Annotated in this window: 21 protein-coding genes; 19 read left to right on the forward strand and 2 right to left on the reverse strand. The window is 64.5% G+C overall.

Features of this window, described 5'->3' with window-relative positions:
- The first annotated feature begins 96 nt into the window (after positions 1-96).
- The 13 genes from fliF (at position 97) to fliR (ending at position 11243) form a co-directional block, all read left to right on the forward strand.
- Positions 97-1788, forward strand: coding sequence for a flagellar basal-body MS-ring/collar protein FliF (gene fliF, locus KAQ61_RS18370; protein ID WP_154163987.1), 1692 nt, complete (start codon positions 97-99; stop codon positions 1786-1788).
- 47 nt (positions 1789-1835) lie between these two features.
- The gene (fliG, locus tag KAQ61_RS18375) at positions 1836-2831 is read left to right on the forward strand and encodes a flagellar motor switch protein FliG (RefSeq protein WP_042413549.1); all 996 of its coding nucleotides are present in this window, start codon (positions 1836-1838) and stop codon (positions 2829-2831) included.
- Positions 2832-2862: 31 nt separating this feature from the next.
- Positions 2863-3678 carry a FliH/SctL family protein gene (locus KAQ61_RS18380; RefSeq protein WP_210930088.1) on the forward strand — a complete coding sequence of 272 codons (816 nt, stop codon included), beginning with the start codon at positions 2863-2865 and terminating at the stop codon, positions 3676-3678.
- Positions 3679-3718: 40 nt separating this feature from the next.
- Positions 3719-5086: a flagellar protein export ATPase FliI gene (fliI, locus tag KAQ61_RS18385; RefSeq protein WP_244983105.1), complete on the forward strand. Its 1368-nt coding sequence runs from the start codon at positions 3719-3721 to the stop codon at positions 5084-5086.
- A gap of 21 nt (positions 5087-5107) precedes the next feature.
- Positions 5108-5572, forward strand: a complete 465-nt coding sequence (gene fliJ, locus KAQ61_RS18390; RefSeq protein WP_043382851.1) for a flagellar export protein FliJ — start codon at positions 5108-5110, stop codon at positions 5570-5572.
- A gap of 2 nt (positions 5573-5574) precedes the next feature.
- The gene (locus KAQ61_RS18395; protein ID WP_210930090.1) at positions 5575-6810 is read left to right on the forward strand and encodes a flagellar hook-length control protein FliK; all 1236 of its coding nucleotides are present in this window, start codon (positions 5575-5577) and stop codon (positions 6808-6810) included.
- A gap of 189 nt (positions 6811-6999) precedes the next feature.
- Positions 7000-7557, forward strand: coding sequence for a flagellar basal body-associated FliL family protein (locus tag KAQ61_RS18400; RefSeq protein ID WP_042413535.1), 558 nt, complete (start codon positions 7000-7002; stop codon positions 7555-7557).
- Between the two features lie 17 nt (positions 7558-7574).
- Entirely contained in the window at positions 7575-8579 is a 1005-nt protein-coding gene (gene fliM / locus KAQ61_RS18405) for a flagellar motor switch protein FliM (RefSeq protein WP_042413532.1), read from the forward strand.
- Positions 8569-9018 carry a flagellar motor switch protein FliN gene (gene fliN / locus KAQ61_RS18410; RefSeq protein ID WP_042413529.1) on the forward strand — a complete coding sequence of 150 codons (450 nt, stop codon included), beginning with the start codon at positions 8569-8571 and terminating at the stop codon, positions 9016-9018. The genes fliM and fliN overlap by 11 nt, the downstream gene beginning before the upstream one ends.
- A complete protein-coding gene (locus tag KAQ61_RS18415; RefSeq protein ID WP_244982945.1) occupies positions 9011-9370 on the forward strand; it encodes a FliO/MopB family protein in 360 nt (119 codons plus the stop codon). The genes fliN and KAQ61_RS18415 overlap by 8 nt, the downstream gene beginning before the upstream one ends.
- Positions 9371-9378: 8 nt before the next feature.
- Positions 9379-10158: a flagellar type III secretion system pore protein FliP gene (gene fliP / locus KAQ61_RS18420; protein WP_154163991.1), complete on the forward strand. Its 780-nt coding sequence runs from the start codon at positions 9379-9381 to the stop codon at positions 10156-10158.
- 18 nt (positions 10159-10176) lie between these two features.
- Positions 10177-10446, forward strand: a complete 270-nt coding sequence (gene fliQ / locus KAQ61_RS18425; RefSeq protein WP_154163992.1) for a flagellar biosynthesis protein FliQ — start codon at positions 10177-10179, stop codon at positions 10444-10446.
- Positions 10447-10472: 26 nt separating this feature from the next.
- Complete coding sequence (gene fliR, locus KAQ61_RS18430) at positions 10473-11243, forward strand: flagellar biosynthetic protein FliR (protein WP_043382870.1); 771 nt, start codon at positions 10473-10475, stop codon at positions 11241-11243.
- Positions 11244-11336: 93 nt separating this feature from the next.
- Here the strand turns inward: fliR and KAQ61_RS18435 are convergent, their stop codons facing one another.
- Both KAQ61_RS18435 and KAQ61_RS18440 read right to left on the reverse strand, forming a co-directional pair.
- Entirely contained in the window at positions 11337-11966 is a 630-nt protein-coding gene (locus KAQ61_RS18435) for a response regulator (RefSeq protein ID WP_210930091.1), read from the reverse strand.
- A 38-nt stretch (positions 11967-12004) separates the two neighbouring features.
- Entirely contained in the window at positions 12005-13093 is a 1089-nt protein-coding gene (locus tag KAQ61_RS18440; RefSeq protein WP_210930092.1) for a hybrid sensor histidine kinase/response regulator, read from the reverse strand.
- 103 nt (positions 13094-13196) lie between these two features.
- On the opposite strand from KAQ61_RS18440, the gene KAQ61_RS18445 reads away from it, so the two are divergent.
- From KAQ61_RS18445 to cheD, 6 genes are all read left to right on the forward strand, one after another.
- Complete coding sequence (locus tag KAQ61_RS18445) at positions 13197-13643, forward strand: hypothetical protein (protein ID WP_043382871.1); 447 nt, start codon at positions 13197-13199, stop codon at positions 13641-13643.
- Positions 13644-13696: 53 nt separating this feature from the next.
- On the forward strand, positions 13697-14059 hold the full coding sequence (locus KAQ61_RS18450; RefSeq protein WP_042413506.1) for a response regulator: 363 nt from the start codon (positions 13697-13699) through the stop codon (positions 14057-14059).
- Positions 14060-14101: 42 nt separating this feature from the next.
- Positions 14102-16234: a chemotaxis protein CheW gene (locus KAQ61_RS18455; RefSeq protein WP_210930093.1), complete on the forward strand. Its 2133-nt coding sequence runs from the start codon at positions 14102-14104 to the stop codon at positions 16232-16234.
- Positions 16235-16337: 103 nt separating this feature from the next.
- Entirely contained in the window at positions 16338-16826 is a 489-nt protein-coding gene (locus KAQ61_RS18460; protein ID WP_042413500.1) for a chemotaxis protein CheW, read from the forward strand.
- Positions 16827-16930: 104 nt separating this feature from the next.
- Positions 16931-17794 carry a CheR family methyltransferase gene (locus KAQ61_RS18465; RefSeq protein WP_042413498.1) on the forward strand — a complete coding sequence of 288 codons (864 nt, stop codon included), beginning with the start codon at positions 16931-16933 and terminating at the stop codon, positions 17792-17794.
- Between the two features lie 50 nt (positions 17795-17844).
- Positions 17845-18543 (forward strand): chemoreceptor glutamine deamidase CheD, encoded by a 699-nt coding sequence (cheD, locus tag KAQ61_RS18470; RefSeq protein WP_210930094.1) that lies wholly within the window; start codon positions 17845-17847, stop codon positions 18541-18543.
- The last annotated feature ends 7 nt before the right edge of the window (positions 18544-18550 follow it).

Genomic DNA, 18550 nt, shown 5'->3' on the forward strand with positions numbered 1-18550 from the left:
GGCCGCCTTATCGGGGGAACGGTGGCGTGGGAAGTCCGAATAATCGGCGGCACGTTGGGCTCCGTGTCGGGCCTGAGCTCCCATTTGGAAAAGAACATGTCTGCAGTTGCTGAAATTCCTGTTGCTGAGAACCCCCCTGCCGCAAGCCCGATGAACTGGCAGCAGCGGGTGGCAAGCCTTGATCGCAATCAGCGCATCCTGATCGGCGCTGTGGGCGCGCTGGTGGTCGCCGGTCTGGTGGCGGCCTTGATGTTCAGCCGCCAGCCCGATTACCGCGTGCTGTTTTCCAATCTGAGCGACAAGGACGGCGGCGCCATCGTCACGCAGCTGGCGGCCATGAACGTGCCCTACAAGTACACCGAAGGCGGTGGCTCGATCATGATTCCCGCGGACCGGGTGCACGATGTGCGCCTGAAGCTGGCCACCCAGGGGCTGCCCAAGGGCGCAGTCTCCGGCTTCGAGATCATGGAGAACAGCAAGTTCGGCATCACCCAGTTCCAGGAGCGCGTGAACTACCAGCGCGGCCTGGAGGGTGAGCTGACCCGCTCCATCATGGGCCTGTCGGCCGTGCAGAACGCCCGCGTGCACCTGGCCCTGCCCAACCAGAATGGTTTTTTCCGTGAGCAGCAAAAGCCTTCGGCCTCCGTGCTGCTGACGCTGTACCCCGGCCGCATGCTGGACCGCACGCAGATCGCGGGCATCGTGCACCTGATTTCTTCCAGCGTGCCGGAAATGCTGCCCAGCGCGGTCAGCGTGCTGGACGACTCGGGCAAGCTGCTGTCGCAGACCGGCAACCCCGAAGACAGCCCCGTCAACGTCCAGCAGCTGATGTACCAGCAACAGCTGGAAAAGCAGTACACCCAGCGCATCCTGGACATCCTGGAGCCGGTGGTCGGCAAGGGCAATGTGAAGGCGCAGGTGACGGCCGAGCTGGACTTTTCGCGCACCGAATCGACCTCGGAACTGCATGCCCCCAACCAGGGCCAGGCCGCCAGCGCGGTGCGCAGCCAGCAGGTGCTGGAAAGCACTGGCGAGAAAGAGCCCGTGCCCCCGACCGGCGTGCCCGGTGCCGTCAGCAACCAGCCCCCGCAGAACGCGGCAGCGCCCATCAACGGCGCGGCCCCCACGCTGCAGGCGGCCAATGGCCAGCAGACCAACATCATGGCCATTCCCGGCAGCAAGCGCGAATCGGTCACCAACTATGAAGTGGACAAGACCGTGCGCGTGACCCGCAACAGCACGGGCTCCATCAAGCGCATGACGGCTGCGGTGGTGGTGAACTACCTGCCCGGCACAGCGACCGAGGCCGGCGCGGCCGTGACGCCCCAGGCCATGACCGAGGCGCAGCAGGCACAGATGCTGGCCCTGGTGCGCGAGACCATCGGTTTCAACGCGGAGCGCGGGGATTCGGTCAATCTGATGAACACGCCCTTCCAGCAGGAGCTGCGCCTGGCTTCGGACCTGCCGATCTGGCAGCAGCCCGAAACGATCGATCTGGTGCGCTCCATCGCCTGGCCGGTGGGCCTGGTGCTGGCGGCCCTGATCCTGATGTTCGGCGTGGTGCGTCCGATCCTCAAGGCCCGCAAGAAGAAGGAGCTGGCCCAGCAGCTGGATCTGCTGGAGGCCGAAGAGCTGGAGCGCCCAGCACTGGCCGCGCCGCCCAAGCCGGGCGAGCCCACCCCCGAGGAGCTGCGCCTGGAGCAGGCGCGTGCCCTGGCCAAGCAGAACCCGATTGCCGTGGCCAACATCGTCAAGACCTGGGTCAATGGCAGCGATGGCAGCCACTGATCCTGACCGCTGGCACCTAACTATCTACAGAACACAAAGAGTTTGCTATGGATGATCGAGGTCTGAACGACGCCGCCATTTTGCTGATGTCCCTGGGCGAGGAAGAGGCGGCCGAGGTTTTCAAGCACCTGTCGCCCAAGGAAGTGCAGAAGCTGGGTGAGACGATTGCCCGCATGCGCGGGGTGTCCAAGGAAAAAGTGGATTTCGTGATCGCGCGCTTCACCGACGACTGTGCTGCCCAGAGCCTGCTGGTCGAGGACGCCAGCGACTACGTCAAGTCGGTGCTGCGCCGTGCGCTGGGAGATGACAAGGCCGCGCTGCTGCTGGACCGCATCTTGCAGGGCGGGGACGTCTCGGGCATTGAAAGCCTGAAGTGGATGGACCCGATCTCGGTGGCGGAACTGCTGCGCAATGAACACCCGCAGATCGTGGCGGCCATCCTGGTGCACCTGGAGTTCGACCAGGCCGCGGCGGTGCTCATGCAGCTGCCCGAGCGCATGCGCAGCGAAGTGATGCTGCGCGTGGCCACGCTGGAAGGTATCCAGCCTTCGGCGCTGAAGGACCTGAACGAGGTGCTCTACAAGGTGCTGGCCGGTGGCGACAAGATCCGCAAGACCTCGCTGGGCGGCGTCAAGGCCGCGGCCGAAATGATCAACCTGCTGGGTGGCAATGCCGATGTGGCGGTGCTGGACACCATTCGCAACTACGACGCGGACCTGGCGCAGAAGATCATGGACAAGATGTTCGTGTTCGACGACCTGGTCAAGCTGGACGACCGCTCGCTGCAGCTGGTGCTGCGCGAGGTGGCGTCCGAGACGCTGATCATCTCGCTCAAGGGTGGCTCCATGGAAGTGCGCGACAAGATCCTGGCCAACATGTCCATGCGTGCGGCCGCGGCCCTGCGCGAAGACCTGGAAGCGCGCGGCCCCATGCGCCTGTCCGAGGTGGAGGCGCAGCAAAAGGAAATCCTCAAGGTGGTGCGTCGCTTGGCGGACGAAAACCAGATCACGCTGGGCGGTGGCCCAGAAGACAGCTTTGTCTAAGGCCAGTCCTTCGCAGTTCCAGTAGGTTGACATGACACGCTTTATTCCCAGCGAAGAGATTGACGAGCAGCAGGTGCGGCACTGGCACTTTGGTGGTGTCCGCAATGGCACCTTCAACAAAGGCTTTGCGGCCATGCCCGAGATGACCTCGGACCCCGCCTTGCTGCCCTTGGCCGAAGAGCCCGTGGCGGAGCCGCAGCCCGAGGCGCTGGAAGCTGCGCCCGTGCCCGAGCTGGAGCTCGACGACGTGCCCCTGCCGGTGCCTGGGATTTCCGAGGAAGAGCTGCAGCAGCAACTGGAACAGGCCCGCCAGGAGGCCTATGCCCAGGGCCTGGAGCAAGGCCGGCAGCAGGCGGCCCAGGAATGGCAGGCCCGCATGGCCGACTACCAGAACAACCTGGGCCGTGAGACGGCACAGCGCCTGAACGAGGTGCTGCATGCCGCACAGACCGGGGTGCAGGGCCTGCAGCAGCAGATGGCGCCCGACTTGCTGCAGCTGGCCGTGGACATCGCGCGCCAGGTGGTCCGCCAGGAGCTGCGCTGCAACCCCCAGGCCCTGCAGCCCGTGGTGGCCGAAGCCCTGGACATGCTGGGGGCCGACACCAAACCGGCCGTGGTGCGCCTGAATCCCGAGGATTTCCAGCAGCTGCAGGCCCACTTGCGCGCCGCCTTGCCCAATCCCAAGCTGGAATGGCTGTCCGACCCGACCGTGGCCAAGGGCGGTTGCCTGGTGGAAAGCCAGGGCGCGCAGATCGATGGCAGCCTGGAGCGCCGCTGGCAGCGTGCCGTGGCGGCGCTGGGCCTGGTGTCGACCTGGTACGACGGTGGAGCCGGCCATGGCAACTGACCATTCGCCCATCGGCGCCGCAGTGGTGCAGTTGCAGGACATGCTGCGGGTGGGGCGCGAGCGCGTGAACCAGCCGCTGCCCTTGCACAGCCACGGCACCTTGACGCGGCTGACCGGCCTGGTGCTCGAGGCCAGTGGTCTGCGCGTGCCCGTGGGCTCGCAATGCCATCTGCAGATGCCCGGTCAGGAGCCGGTGCTGGCCGAGGTCGTGGGCTTTGCCGGCGATCGGGCGTTCCTGATGCCGGCCGGCGACATCCAGGGCTTGTCGTGCGGGGCGACCGTCACGCCTGCCGAGCCGTTTGTGCCGCCGCTGCGCCTGGGGGATACCGAGGCGCCGTCCCTGGCCACGGGCGTGCTGCGCCTGCCCATGGGCGATGGCCTGCTGGGGCGCGTGGTCGACTCGCAGGGTGTGGCGCTGGACCACGGCGGTGCGCTGGTGAACGTCGTGTCCGAGCCGCTGGACCGCGAGCCCATCAATGCCATGGAGCGTGCCCCGGTGCGCGAAAGCCTGGATACGGGCGTGCGGGCCATCAACAGCCTGCTGACCGTGGGGCGTGGCCAGCGTCTGGGCCTTTTTGCGGGTTCGGGCGTTGGTAAATCGGTGCTGCTGGGCATGATGGCGCGCTTCACCCAGGCCGACGTGATCGTCGTGGGCCTGATCGGTGAGCGCGGCCGCGAGGTCAAGGAATTCGTCGAGGACATCCTGGGTGCCGAGGACCGCAGCCGTGCGGTGGTGGTGGCGGCACCGGCCGATGCCCCGCCGCTGCTGCGCATGCAGGGTGCCACCTACGCCACGGCGATTGCCGAACATTTCCGCGACAAGGGCAAGCATGTGCTGCTGCTCATGGATTCGCTGACCCGGTATGCCCAGGCCCAGCGGGAGATTGCGCTGGCGATTGGCGAGCCGCCCGCCACCAAGGGCTATCCGCCGTCCTGCTTTGCCAAGCTGCCGGCCCTGGTCGAGCGCAGTGGCAACGGCCTGAATGGCGTGGGGTCGATCACGGCCTTCTACACCGTGCTGTCCGAGGGGGACGACCAGCAGGACCCGATTGCGGACGCTTCGCGCGCCATCCTGGATGGCCACTACGTGCTGTCGCGGGCCCTGGCGGAACAGGGGCATTACCCGGCCATCGATATTGAGCAGTCGGCCTCGCGGGTGATGCACAACGTCGTCAGCCGGGAGCATTTTGAGTTAGCTAGACGGTTTAGGGCCGTCTATTCGCGCTATCAAAAAAGCAAGGATTTGATACAAGTAGGAGCTTATGTCAACGGCTCCGATCCCCAGGTCGACGAGGCCATCCGCCTGCAACCGGCGATGGCCACGTTCCTGCAGCAGACCATGTTCGAGTCTGCTTCCATGGACGAGAGCCTGGCGCAAATGGCTGCTGTCCTGCAACAGCCGGCTTGAGATAACTAGAGGATGCTGGGAATGTCGTCACTCAATGCACTGATGATCGCGATCGAAATGGCCACGCGCAAACGCGACGAGGCGCGCCAGGCCTTGCGTGAGCGTCAGCATGCCCACGATGCCGCCAGGTCCCAGATGGAACAGTTGGACAACTACGCCCGGGAAATGCAACAGCGCTGGGGTGCCAGCGAAGGGGCGGCCATGAAGCCCGAGGTGATGTTCCACCACGGCCAGTTCATGGACCGGCTGCAGCATGCCATCAACCTGCAAACCAAGGTGATGGCAGACCAGGCGATCCGCCTGGAAGCGGCGCAGAAGGCCTTGATGGCGACGGAGCTGCGCCTGAGCAGCCTGAACAAGGTGGTGGAGACCCGCCGCCGCGATATCGCGCTGGCGCAGATGCGCCGCGAGCAAAAGCAGACCGATGAGCGTGCGGCTCTGCAGTTCATCGGCCGTACGTTCGGCTTGCAGTTTCAAGAGGTCTGAGCATGGATATTCAAGCAGCGAACACGCCGACCAAGGCGAAGGCAGCGGCCAGCGACAAGCAGGACAAGAGCAAGGTGGAAGACGCGCGCGAAGGGGCGCCCGCGTTTGCCCAGCTGTTGCAAGGCCTGCAGCCTCCCGCCGCGCTCGAAGCCCGGGCGGTGGCGCAGGATGCGCTGGAGGCCCGGCAGTTGCCGGCCACCGAGCTCGTGCAGGTCGACAGCGCCGTGCTGCGCGACGGCTTGTCCACCGGCTTGGACCTGGGCAGCCTGGTGGGCCAGACGGCTCTGCTGGATGACCGTGCCGATGCGGCGCTGCAAAACGGCAGCTTTGTGCTGGCGCAGCAGGCGGCGGGCCGTGCCAGCCCTGCAGGTTGGGGGGCCCAGCCACATGTGGCGGCCGGCCAGGCTGTGGCGACCGTCGCGGCCGGCGTGCAGTCGGCCCTGCCCTGGGTGGCGGAAGGCGGTGCGGCGGCCGCGGCGGTGAAGGTGGCCACGGAGGCCGCTGGGCTGGTCGAGGACGGATTGCAGGCCGTGGCTGATCTGGTGCAGCCGGATACGCCAGCCTCCGAAGGGCGCGTCAATCTGCTGGGGGCCTGGAAACTGGAAGACCCGCAGGCCATCCCCTCGCCAACGCTGCAACGCGTCATTGGTCAGGTGGAGCAGTGGGCGGCCGCAGGCGCAGGCCTGCAACCCAAGGCCACGGAGCGTGCCGAGGGCAGCAAGTCGGCGCAGGATGCGGTGGCGGGCATGTCCGCGGCGCAAGGCAGCGGCACCCGTTTGACCGAGAACGCGGTGCGCGAGACCCAACAGGCCCAGGATGCGCAGTGGGAGGCCCAGGCCGACGTGCCGGTGGAAGACATGCGCTTTTGGCTGCAGGGCAAGCAACAGCGCGCCGAGGTGGTCCTGGACCAGGATGGGCAGAACGTGCGGGTGCAGGTCTCCGTGCGCGGCAACGAAGCCCATGTGACTTTCCAGGCCGACCAGCAGCACACCCGGGCGGTGCTGGACAACAGCCTGGCGCAGTTGCGCGAGATGCTGGAGCAGCAGGGTGTGGCCCTGGCGGGGGTGTCCGTGCAGGCCCAGACCGCGGACGGGCAGCAGGCTGGCGCAGGCGCACAGGAGCGCGGCAATGCGTGGGCGCCGCAAGGGGCCGCACGCCATGCCCAGGTGGCAGTGCCCGACGCCGGGGGCAGCGGCGCGCAGCGCCCGCGCAGCCAGGGCCTGGACGTCTATGCCTGAGGGCGGCGTACGCCCGCTGCGGCGGGTGGCCGATTTGTTTGGCGGCTGTTTGAGCCTTTTATTCTGGCTATGATTTCCGGTTTCTCCGAAATAATTAACCCGTTGCGCGCAGATTGCGCGTGCACCGTTCCCGGGGACTGTCCCTGGCAAGGGTGAGCGAATTCACTACCTCCACCAAGGAACCACAACGTGGCCGCAACCAATCCTGCCGCCGCTCCGGCACCCGCCAAGAGCAAGAAACTGATCATCATCGGCGCCATCGTCGCCTTGCTTGTCGTGGCCGTCGCAGCAGTGGCACTCTTTGTCATGAACCGCTCACAGCACAGTGACCCCTATGGTGAAGAGGCACCCGCCAAGAGCGCCGCGACCGTGGTACCCACGTTCCTGCCCCTGGAGAACATGGTGGTGAACCTGGCCGACCCCGGTGGCGACCGTTTTGCGCAGGTCGGCATCACGCTGGAGCTGCAGGACGAGGCCACCGCCACCACGGTCAAGCAGTACATGCCCAGCATCCGCAATGGCATCCTGATGCTGGTGTCCCAGCGTACGGCCGATGAACTGCTGCAACGCGAAGGCAAGGAAAAGCTGGCCTCTGACATTCTGCGCGAGGTCACCCGCCCACTGGGGATGAACGCGGCACGTCCCCAAGCCGCACAGGCCCAGGGCGATGAGGACGAGGCGCGGCCCGCCGCCCGCCGCAGCAGCCCGGTGCGCCGTGTGCTGTTCTCCAGCTTCATCATCCAGTAAGCGCAAGGAAGTTTGGCATGAGTGATTCTTTTCTCTCGCAGGAAGAAGTTGATGCCCTGCTGGAGGGGGTAACGGGCGAGCGCCAGAAATCCGACTCCGAAGAGGTGGATGAGGGTTCGGTCCGCAACTACGACATTTCCAGCCAAGAACGCATCGTGCGTGGGCGCATGCCCACCATGGAAATCGTCAACGAGCGCTTTGCCCGCAATTTCCGCATCGGCCTGTTCAACTTCATCCGCCGCAGCCCCGAGGTCTCGGTGGGTACGGTCAGTGTGCAGCGCTACAGCGCCTTCCTGCGCCGCCTGGCGGTGCCGACCAATTTCAACATTGTGGCCATCCGGCCGCTGCGCGGCAACGGCCTGATCGTCTGCGAGCCTTCGCTGGTGTTCGGCATCATCGACACGCTGTACGGCGGGGCGGGGCGCCTGCAGACCCGCATCGAAGGCCGCGACTTTTCGGCCACCGAGCAGCGCGTCATCAACCGCCTGGTCGATGTGATCAGCGAAGAGTACAAAAAAGCCTGGCATGGCATCTATCCGCTGGAGCTGGCCTACCAGCGCTCGGAAATGCAGCCGCAGTTTGCCAACATCGCCACCCCCAGCGAAATCGTGGTGTCGACCGCCTTCCAGCTGGAAATCGGCGACGTCTCGGGCTCCATCCATATCTGCATGCCCTATGCAACCATGGAGCCCATCCGCGACATCCTGTATTCGTCCACCCAGGGCGACTCCATGGAAGTGGACCGCCGCTGGGTCAAGGTGCTGACGCGCGAAATCCAGTCGGCGGACGTGACCCTGGTGGCCGAGTTGGCCCGGGCCGATGCCACGGTGGAGCAACTGCTGGCCATGAAGCCGGGTGATTTCATCGAGCTGGATCGCCAGCCGCGTATCCGTGCCTCAATCGGCGGCGTGCCGATCTTTGAGTGCCAATACGGGACGCACAACAACAAATATGCAATCCGCATTGAGCAATGTTTGCGCAGTGGGGAATCGAACTGGACCGGAGAGAAGAATGGCAACTGACCAGAACAACAACGGCAGCGTCCCGGGGGATGATCCCTTCTCGGATTGGGCCGAGGCCCTGGAAGAGCAAAAGCAGACCGACGATGCCCACGCGGCGCTGGACGCCGAGCAAGGCGGCCCGCTGTCGGGCACGCCGGCCTACAACGGCGGGCACACGGGCACGGAAGTGCCGGTCAACGACATCAACATGGTGCTGGACATTCCCGTCCAGCTGTCCGTGGAGCTGGGCCGCACCAAGGTGCCGATCAAGTACATCCTGCAACTGGCCCAGGGCTCGGTGGTGGAACTGGACGCACTGGCAGGCGAACCCATGGACGTGCTGGTCAACGGCTACCTGATCGCCCAGGGCGAGGTGGTGGTGGTGAACGACAAGTTCGGTATCCGCCTGACCGACGTGGTCACCCCGTCCGAGCGTCTGCGCCGCGTCAGCCGTGGATAACGCCAGCCTGACCTCCTCGCTGCTGGCGCTGCTGTTGATGATCGGCGCCCTGGCGGCCTTGCCCTGGCTGCTCAAGCGCTGGCAACAACGCCAGCAGGGCCGGCACGCCGCCTCGGGCGTCAGCGCGCAGGTGCTGGCTTCGGTGGCGGTGGGCCCCAACCAGCGGGTGGTCACGGTGGAAGTCGGGCAGGGCAGCACGAAGACCTGCCTGGTCCTGGGCGTGACGGCCCACAACATCCATTGCCTGCACGTGCTCGGTCAGCCGGCCGGTGCCCAGCCGGTGGCCGCGCCGCCGGACTTTGCCGTCACCATGGCCCAACTGCGCAAAGACGAGCCAACCCCGCAACCATGAGAGAGCGCATGCGATTCAGCTTTCCCGTTCCCCGGGCGTCCTGGGGTGCTTCGGCCGCCGCTTTGGCGGCTTTTTGCTGGATGCCGGCCACCGTCTGGGCGCAGGCCGCAGCAGCCCCCAGCCTGCCCCTCCTGGTGGGCAGCGGCAGTGGCGGCAACAGCTTTTCCGTGCCGATCCAGACCCTGCTGTTCTTCACGGCACTGTCCTTCCTGCCGGCCATCCTGCTGATGATGACGGGCTTCACCCGCATCGTGATCGTGCTGAGCCTGCTGCGCCAGGCGCTGGGCACGCAATCGGCGCCGCCCAACCAGGTGATCATCGGCCTGTCGCTGTTCCTGACGCTGTTTGTCATGGGGCCGACCCTGGACCGCGTCTACCAGGAGGCCTACCTGCCGTACAGCACCAACAAGATGCAGTTCGAGGAAGCGGTGCAAAAGGCCGAAGTCCCGATGCGCGAGTTCATGGTGCGCCAGACCCGCCAGACCGATTACGCCCTGTTCGCGCGCCTGGCCAAGCTGGAGCCCGGCACCCAGATCGAACAGGCGCCGTTCCGCGTGGTGGTGCCGGCGTTTGTGATCAGCGAACTCAAGACCGCGTTCCAGATCGGCTTCATGATCTTCATCCCGTTCCTGATCATCGACATGGTGGTGTCGTCCATCCTGATGTCGCTGGGCATGATGATGCTGTCGCCGGTGCTGGTGGCGCTGCCGTTCAAAATCATGCTGTTCGTGCTGGCCGACGGCTGGAACCTGCTGATCGGCTCGCTGGCGTCCAGCTTTGCCATCTAGACCTGAAAGGCTTGTGCCATGACCCCCCAAATGGTGCTGACGTTCGGGCGCGAGGCGCTCACGCTGCTGCTGATGATTTCGCTGCCCGTGTTGCTGACCGTGCTGGCTGTGGGCCTGGTGGTCAGCATTTTCCAGGCGGTCACGCAGATCAATGAAAACACCTTGTCCTTCGTGCCCAAGCTGGTGGCTGCGGTGCTGGTGTTTGCGATCGCCGGGCCGTGGATGCTGAGCACGGTGGTGGACTTCATCCGTCGCACCATCGAGAACATCCCCAGTGCGCTGGGCTGAGGGCGTGGTGTGACGAGGGCGCAGCGGTGATCGGCATTTCCGAGCAGCAACTGATGGCGTGGCTGTCGCCCGTCATCTGGCCGTTTCTGCGCACGCTGGCCATGTTCACGGCCGCGCCCGTGTTCTCGCAGAAGGCCATCCCGGTGCGCGTCAAGGTGGGGCTGGCCTTTCTGGTGGCCGTGTGCGCCCAGGCGGTGCTCGATCAGCCCATGGTGGCGATCAACTCGCCCCAGGCGCTGACCTGCGTGATCCAGCAGGTGGGCATTGGCCTGGCCATCGGCCTGGCCGCGCGCCTGGTGATCGCCGCCATGGAGGTGGCCGGCGAGGCCATCGGCCTGCAGATGGGCCTGAGCTTTGCCTCCTTCTTCGACCCGGCCAGCAATGCACAGCTCAGCGCGGTCTCGCGCTTTCTGGTGCAGATCTTCACCCTGTTCTTCATCGTGGTGAACGGCCACCTGTTCGTGCTGGTGGCGGTGATCAAGAGCTTCGATGTGTTCCCCGTCGACGGATCGTTCCTGCAGGCCGTGGCGCAGATGCGCCTGCATGAGCTGGGCAGCGCCGTGTTCGAAAGCGCGCTGTGGATCGCCCTGCCGATGATGGCGCTGCTGCTGTTCGTCAACCTGACCATGGGCGTGATCGCGCGCATCGCCCCGCAGATGAATGTGTTTGCCATCGGCTTTCCGATCACCCTGACCGTGGGCATGCTGGGCATCACGGCCACCTTGCCGATGATGGAGCAGCCCTTCCTGCAGCTCATCGAGCGCGCCCTGTCGGTGTTCGGGGGCGGCTTTCTTTAGTTAAAAAGAAGAGCGGTTAGCGTTCGAATTTAAAGGGGTTCAAGGTATTTGCTATCTGAAGTCCTTTAAATTTGAGCGCTTCAAGCTATATTTTTATACAAGGCTGTTGCGGATGGCATAGACCGTCAGCTCGGCGTTGTTGCTCAGCTGCAGCTTTTCCAGCACCCGGGCGCGGTAGACGCTGACCGTCTTGGGGCTGAGCATCAGCTCCTCGGCAATGTCTGTCAGCCGCTTGCCGCTTGCAATCTTCTGCAGGGTCTGCATCTCGCGCTCGGACAGGGCCTCGTGCGGCACCTCGGGCGTGGGCTGGGCCAGGCTGTCCGCCAGCATCTGCGCCACCTCCGGGGTCAGGTACTTGCGCCCCTGGTGCACGGTGCGCACGGCGCGCACCAGCTCCAGCGGATCGCCGGCCTTGTTGGCATAGCCGTGGGCGCCGGCCTTCAGGCAGCGCAGCGCATACTGGTCCTCCGGGTACATGGACACCATCAACACCTTGATCTCGGGGTAGCTCTCGCGCACGCTGGCCAGGACTTCCAGCCCGTTGCGCCCCGGCATGTTGATGTCCAGCAGCAACACCTGGCAGGCCGCCTGGCGCAAGGTGCCGCGCAACTCGGTGTAGCCGGCGGCTTCGCCGATGACCCGAATGTCCGTGGCTTCGGCCAGCGTGTCGCGGATGCCGCGGCGCAAGACCGCGTGATCGTCGCAAATCACCACCTGAATCACTGTTGTCCCTCTGCGGTTGTCATGAAAGTGGGCCCATCTTACGGGAGCGGGATGGAGACGATGATGCTGGTGCCACGGCCGACCTGGCTGCTCACATCCAGCCACCCGCCCACCGTGCGCGCACGCTCCGCCAGTCCGCGCAGGCCAAAGGCCTTGGGTTTGTCGCGCTGCCCGGCCGCCATACCGCAGCCGTTGTCGCGCACTTCCAGGGTCAGAAACCCCTCGGCATTCGACAGCTCCAGGTGCACGGCGCTGGCCTGGGCGTATTTGCCGACATTGGTCAGCGCCTCTTGCGCCGTGCGATAGGCCACGACCTGGATCTCCGGCGTCACCTCGATGGACGCCGGCGCATCCACGCGCGTGGGCACGCCGGTGCGGCGCTCGAAGTTCTCGGCCAGCCATTGCACGGCGGCCACCAGGCCCTGGTCCAGCACCGGGGGGCGCAGGTTCATCATGATGCGCTGGCTGGCGCCCAGGGCGTGCTGCAGCATCTCCAGCGCCGCCTGGGCGTGGTTGCGCACCTGGGGCTCTGTCGCATTTCGGTCAATCCAGGCCAGGTCAAATTTGACGGAAGTCAAAGAACCGCCGATGTCGTCATGGATCTCCCGGGCGATGGCCGCGCGTTCCTGCTCGATCGATTGCTGCAGGTGCTCAGTCAGCTCGGCCAGCTGGCGCTCGGAACGTTCCAGGTCCCGCATTGCCTGCTCCTTGGCGCGGCGCGCCTCGTGCACCTCCAGGGCGCGCGACAGCACGTGCGGCAGGCGCGCCATGTCATCCTTGAGCAGGTAGTCGGCAATCCCCTGGCGTATCGCTGCGACCGCCGCAGTTTCGCCAATCGCGCCGGACAGCAGCACAAACGGCGGGCACTGCGGCAGATGGCGCGCGGCGGCCCAGGCATCCATGGCCGTGAAGCCGGGCAGGTAATAGTCGGCCAGCACCAAATCGTAAGTTTGTGCTTGCAACTGGGTCAAGAAATCCGCCAATGTGTCGACACACACCATATGGCAGGCCAATCCTGCGCGTTGCAAGGTGATCTGTGCCAACCGCTGATCCGCTGCTGAATCCTCGAGGTGGAGGAGAAGCAGGGGCTTATCCGCTGGATCAGGTTCCCCGATGGGCGCTATCATTGGATACATCTTGGAACAAACTTTCGGGGGGTTGAATCCTTCGTGCCACAGGCAAACGCATGTTGGGCCAGCATGCTAGAGGTTCACCCATCTTGGAGAAACGATGCAACCACCGCAAACACCGTCTGCAGAACCTGCTGTGCAGGTGCCTGTCATGGTTGCTGCCGAATTACAGGATTCGCTGCTGGTCGTCATGCGTGACCTGCATCGCCTGGAAGGGTTGCTCAATCATGCCACGTCCAATTTGCTTGCGCGATTTGGCGAGGCCAACGTCCTGCTGTCGGACAATGCGGCAGACGACTCCCCCACTGTGGTGGCCGCGCGCGCGGCGCTGCGCAATGCCGTCACCGAGCTGCAGTTTCACGACATGGCGTCCCAGCTGATCGTGCACACCACCCAGGTGCTGCAGGGCTGCGCTTTCCGCCTTGCTGCCGAGACCATGGGGCGCGAGGATGAGGAGTTGGAGGCCCCCGTGGTGGCGATGCAACCTGAGCGGCCCAATCCTGTGACCCAAAGCGAGATGGATGCTGGTTCAATAGAGCTGTTTTGACCCATCCCCCAAGTCTGATCCATTCACATCTTAAAACTCCGTTGGAGCCTTACATGCACTCGATCCTAGCCGTTGATGATTCACCATCCATGCGAAAAATGGTCTCCTTCACATTGACAGGGGCCGGCTACAAGGTGGTGGAGGCTGTGGACGGCATGGACGCCCTGGAGAAGGCGGAAGCGCAGCATGTGGACCTGATCCTGGCGGACCAGAACATGCCGCGCCTGGACGGCATCGGCCTGACCAAGCGCCTGCGCGAGCATCCACGGTTCAAGAACACGCCCATCCTGATCCTGACCACGGAGTCCAGCGACCAGATGAAGCAAGCAGGCAAGGCCGCCGGTGCGACCGGCTGGCTGGTCAAGCCATTCGACCCCAACCGCTTGATCGAAGTGATACAGAAGGTGATTCGCTAAAGACGAGTTCGTGCGGAAGCTGAGAAAAAGATAGGAACCCAAATGGCGGATACACACAACGACGGATCAGAGACGGATTTCGATCTGACCCAGTTCTACCAAATCTTCTTCGAAGAGGCGGGGGAGAACCTCGACCAGATGGAGCAGATGCTGCTGAATCTGGACTTGGATGCAGCCAATGACGAAGAGCTCAACGGCATTTTCCGGTGTGCCCACTCGATCAAGGGGGGATCGGCGACCTTCGGTTTCACCGACGTGGCCGAGCTGACGCACAAGATGGAGTCGCTGCTGGACCGTTTGCGCCGCCATGAAATCACCCCGGTGCCGGAAATGGTGGATGTGCTGCTGGAATCGGCGGATGCCTCGCGCAGCCTGCTGGCGCGCCACCAGGCGGGCGGCGAGGGCGAGGCCATGTCCACCGCCGATCTGGTGCAGCGCATCACGCGGCTGGCTGCCGGCGATGGCGCCGCGGCCGTGGTGGCGGCGCCTGCCCCGGTGGTCGCACCCGTGGCGCCTGCCCCTGCACCCGCTCCGGCCCCCGTCGCAGCACCCGCCCCAGTGGCGGCTGCCGTGCCGGGCGGCGTGCGCCACCTGCGCATCAAGATCGGCCCGGTCGAGGTGCTGGAGTCCGTCGAATCCATCAAGGAGCTGTTCCGCGACATCCCCGGCCTGGGCAGCATCGAGGACCTGCCTTGCGACGAAGCCCAGACACGGCTGTTCGCGGTGCAGACCCATTCCACCGATGACGACCTGCTGGACCTGATGGCCTTCCATGTGGCCAAGGAACAGGTGCAGATCACCGAACAGGGCGCGGCCGCGCCGTTGGCTGCCCCCTCCGCCGCCGCCGCAGTTGAAACCGCAGACGTGGCAGAGACTGAGGCGGTGGTGCACCAGCCCGCTGCCTTGCCGGACGCCGAGGCCTACGGCATCTTTGAAGGCGCGCCCGGTGCGCCCGCCCTCAAGCCGGTGCCTGCCGCGGCCAAGACTACTACGCGCCCGAACATGGCGCAGATGGAATCCACCAGCATCCGCGTGGAAGTGAAGAAGGTGGACCAGCTGATCAACCTGGCCGGTGAGCTGGTGATCATCCAGGCGATGCTGGCGCAGAACAGCCGCGCGCTGGATCCGTCGGCCAACCAGCAACTGCTGGCGGGGCTGGCCGATCTGGACCGCAACACCCGGGACCTGCAGGAAGCGGTGATGTCGATCCGCATGATCCCCATGTCCACCGTGTTCAGCCGTTTCCCGCGCATGCTGCGCGATCTGGCCAACAAGCTGGGCAAGAAGATCAACCTGGTCACACAGGGCGAGGCGACCGAGCTGGACAAGGGCCTGGTGGAAAAGATCACCGACCCCTTGACCCACTTGGTGCGCAACAGTCTGGACCACGGCATCGAAATGCCGGAAGACCGGATTGCCGCCGGCAAGTCCGAAGTGGGGACCCTGACCCTGGCAGCGTCACACCAGGGCGGCTCCATCGTCATCGAGGTGCGTGACGACGGCAAGGGCATGAGCCGCGAGAAGATCCTCAAGAAGGCCCGCGAGCGCGGCATGGACGTCTCGGACAGCATGTCGGACAACGAGGTGTGGATGCTGATCTTCGCGCCCGGCTTCTCCACCGCCGACGTGGTGACCGACGTGTCGGGCCGCGGCGTAGGCATGGACGTGGTGCGCAAGAACATCGCTGCGCTCAACGGCTCGGTGGAAATCGACTCCGTGCAGGGCGTGGGCATGCGGGTGTCCATCCGCTTGCCACTGACCCTGGCCATTATGGACGGCATGTCCGTGGGGGTGGGCGAAGAGGTCTACATCCTGCCGCTGTCTTCGGTGGTCGAGTCGTTCCAGGTGAACGCAGCCGACGTCAGCACCGTGGCCCAGGGCTCGCAGCTGGTGAAGGTGCGCGACGAGTACATGCCGGTGATCGAGCTGGAGCGGGTGTTCGGCGTGCCGCGCACACCGGAGAGCAAGCGCAGCGACATCATGGTGGTGGTCGAGTCCGACGGTTCGCGCGTGGCCCTGCTGGTGGATGAGCTGCTGGGCCAGCACCAGGTGGTGGTGAAGAACCTGGAGAGCAACTACCGCAAGGTGCCGAATGTGTCGGGCGCCACCATCCTGGGCGATGGCACGGTGGCCCTGATTCTGGACACCAGCAGTCTGGTGCGCCGTACCCGTTGAAGTGAAGGCATGGCCGGCGCGTGCATGGAGCCCGCACCGGTCCGAGCAACCAATTTTTTGCGCAGGGGCGTCATGCTGACGCCCACCGCTTGAGGAGAAAGCAATGAACATCATGGGAAAGAACGCGGAAAGCAAGGCATCTGGTGCCCGCGAATACCTGACCTTCCGCCTGGGTGCGGAAGAGTACGGCATCGACATCCTGAAGGTGCAGGAAATCCGTGGCTACGAGCAGCCCACGCGCATTGCGAACGCTCCGGAGTTCATCAAGGGCGTCGTGAACCTGCGCGGCACCATCGTGCCCATCGTGGACATGCGCCTGAAGTTCAATTGCTCCGAGGTCGAGTACAACAGCTTCACCGTGGTCATCATCCTGAACCTGCGCAACCGCGTGGTCGGCATCGTGGTGGACTCGGTCAGTGACGTGATGGAGCTGGCGCCGGAAGCCATCCGCCCCGCACCGGACATCGAAAGCGCCATCGACAACGGCTGCATCCTGGGCCTGGGCTCGGTGGGCGAGCGCATGCTGATCCTGCTGGACATCGAGAAGCTGATGTCCAACGTCGACATGGGGTTGGTGGCGCCCGCGGAGTAAGCCGCGTGCGCAGATTCGCCTGTCCAGCCCGCCACTCTGGTGGGCTGTTCATTTTTGGTGGCACTGTGGCCATGGTGTGAGCCTGGGCTTCTCTCTCTTTTCTCATGCGTCAAGATTCCTCCTCCGCTTCTGTTTCGGGCTCCGGCCCAGCCGCCCAAGGGCGGGAATTCGCCTGGACTTCGGCGGATTTCAGCCGGGTGCAAGCGCTGATCTACAAGCATGCCGGCATCAGCCTGCACGATGGCAAGCACGCCATGGTCTACAGCCGCCTGTCGCGGCGCCTGCGGGAAACCGGCCATGAAAGCTTTGACGACTACCTGTCGTGGCTGGAAAAGCAGGGTGATGCACGCGAGTGGCAGGAGTTCGTGAATGCGCTGACCACCAATCTGACGGCCTTCTTCCGCGAGCAGCACCACTTCGACATCCTGGCGCAGCACCTCAAGAGCAAGCCGGCCGGCACGCCCTGGCGCGTCTGGTGCAATGCCGCCTCGACCGGCGAGGAGCCGTACTCGATCGTGCTCACGGCCCAGGAAACGCTGGGCGCGAACGCCAACTTTAAGCTCACGGCCAGCGACATCGACTCCAAGGTGCTGGCCACGGCCTCCAACGGCATCTACCGGATGGAGAACGTCAAGAACCTGAGTCAGGAACGCCTGCAGCGCTTTTTCATGCGCGGCAAGGCCAGCAATGCCGGCATGGTGCGCGTCAAGCCCGAGCTGCGGCGCATGATCGACTTCCTGCAGGTCAACCTGATCCGCGACGATTGGCCCTTCAAGGAGCCGTTCGACATCGTGTTCTGCCGCAATGTCATGATCTACTTCGATGCACCCACCCAGCGCAAGGTGCTGGAGCGCATCCACCGCGTGATGAAGCCCGGTGGCATGCTGTTTGTGGGGCATGCGGAAAACTTCACCGATTCCCGTGACCTGTTCGTGCTGCGTGGCAAGACGGTGTACGAGCGGATCTGAATGCAGGCCTGCCATATGTTTTGCCGTTCCATGATCACGAGGGTGCGCTTATGAACACAACACCGCATGGATGGAACCACGCAGCCCCGGTTGCCACACGCAGTGCGGGGGTACCGGCCCCGGCGCCGCAGGCGGCACTGGAGCGTTTGCGCCAGCGTCCGCGCAAGCCGGGGGAGGCCTCGTTTTTTTATTACGATCACCATTTCCAATACAACGCGGTCAAGGTGTTGCCCGGCGAGTATTTCGTGACCGGCGAGAACATGGTGATCTGCACGGTGCTGGGATCCTGCATTGCGGCCTGCCTGTGGGACCGGAACCTGAACATCGGTGGCATGAACCATTTCATGCTGCCCGAGGGCGACAGCAACGATGTCAGTGGCCGTTACGGCTCGTACGCGATGGAAGTGCTGATCAATGAAATGATCAAGCTGGGTGCGCGGCGTGAGAGCATGCAGGCCAAGATTTTTGGGGGCGGCCAGGTGATGGCCAATTTCACCACCATGAATGTCGGGGAACGCAACACCGATTTCGTGACCCAATACCTGCATACCGAGCGCATTCCCATCGTGTCGGAAGATGTGCTGGACATTTATCCGCGCAAAGTGGTTTATTTCCCCATGACCGGCAAAGCCATGGTCAAGCGGCTGGCCCATGCCCACCCCGAAGCTCTGGTGGAGCAAGAGCGTGCACGCGGCAGCGCGGCGCAGCTGGCCAAGACCAATGCCGGTGGTAGCGTGGACCTGTTTTGAGAGAGGT

The organism is Comamonas aquatica, assembly GCF_018064205.1.
Lineage (GTDB): Bacteria > Pseudomonadota > Gammaproteobacteria > Burkholderiales > Burkholderiaceae_C > Comamonas > Comamonas aquatica.

Bases quoted from the DNA above. Each gene is read 5' to 3' on its own strand.
- cheD (WP_210930094.1), top strand. From the start codon at position 17,845: ATGAACACAACACCGCATGGATGGAACCACGCAGCCCCGGTTGCCACA.
- KAQ61_RS18455 (WP_210930093.1), top strand. From the start codon at position 14,102: ATGGCGGATACACACAACGACGGATCAGAGACGGATTTCGATCTGACC.
- fliQ (WP_154163992.1), top strand. From the start codon at position 10,177: ATGACCCCCCAAATGGTGCTGACGTTCGGGCGCGAGGCGCTCACGCTG.
- fliN (WP_042413529.1), top strand. From the start codon at position 8,569: ATGGCAACTGACCAGAACAACAACGGCAGCGTCCCGGGGGATGATCCC.
- fliM (WP_042413532.1), top strand. From the start codon at position 7,575: ATGAGTGATTCTTTTCTCTCGCAGGAAGAAGTTGATGCCCTGCTGGAG.
- fliP (WP_154163991.1), top strand. From the start codon at position 9,379: ATGCGATTCAGCTTTCCCGTTCCCCGGGCGTCCTGGGGTGCTTCGGCC.
- KAQ61_RS18450 (WP_042413506.1), top strand. From the start codon at position 13,697: ATGCACTCGATCCTAGCCGTTGATGATTCACCATCCATGCGAAAAATG.
- fliG (WP_042413549.1), top strand. From the start codon at position 1,836: ATGGATGATCGAGGTCTGAACGACGCCGCCATTTTGCTGATGTCCCTG.
- fliF (WP_154163987.1), top strand. From the start codon at position 97: ATGTCTGCAGTTGCTGAAATTCCTGTTGCTGAGAACCCCCCTGCCGCA.
- KAQ61_RS18465 (WP_042413498.1), top strand. From the start codon at position 16,931: ATGCGTCAAGATTCCTCCTCCGCTTCTGTTTCGGGCTCCGGCCCAGCC.
- KAQ61_RS18440 (WP_210930092.1), bottom strand. From the start codon at position 13,093: ATGATAGCGCCCATCGGGGAACCTGATCCAGCGGATAAGCCCCTGCTT.
- fliI (WP_244983105.1), top strand. From the start codon at position 3,719: ATGCTGCGGGTGGGGCGCGAGCGCGTGAACCAGCCGCTGCCCTTGCAC.
- KAQ61_RS18460 (WP_042413500.1), top strand. From the start codon at position 16,338: ATGAACATCATGGGAAAGAACGCGGAAAGCAAGGCATCTGGTGCCCGC.
- fliJ (WP_043382851.1), top strand. From the start codon at position 5,108: ATGTCGTCACTCAATGCACTGATGATCGCGATCGAAATGGCCACGCGC.
- KAQ61_RS18380 (WP_210930088.1), top strand. From the start codon at position 2,863: ATGACACGCTTTATTCCCAGCGAAGAGATTGACGAGCAGCAGGTGCGG.
- KAQ61_RS18395 (WP_210930090.1), top strand. From the start codon at position 5,575: ATGGATATTCAAGCAGCGAACACGCCGACCAAGGCGAAGGCAGCGGCC.
- KAQ61_RS18445 (WP_043382871.1), top strand. From the start codon at position 13,197: ATGCAACCACCGCAAACACCGTCTGCAGAACCTGCTGTGCAGGTGCCT.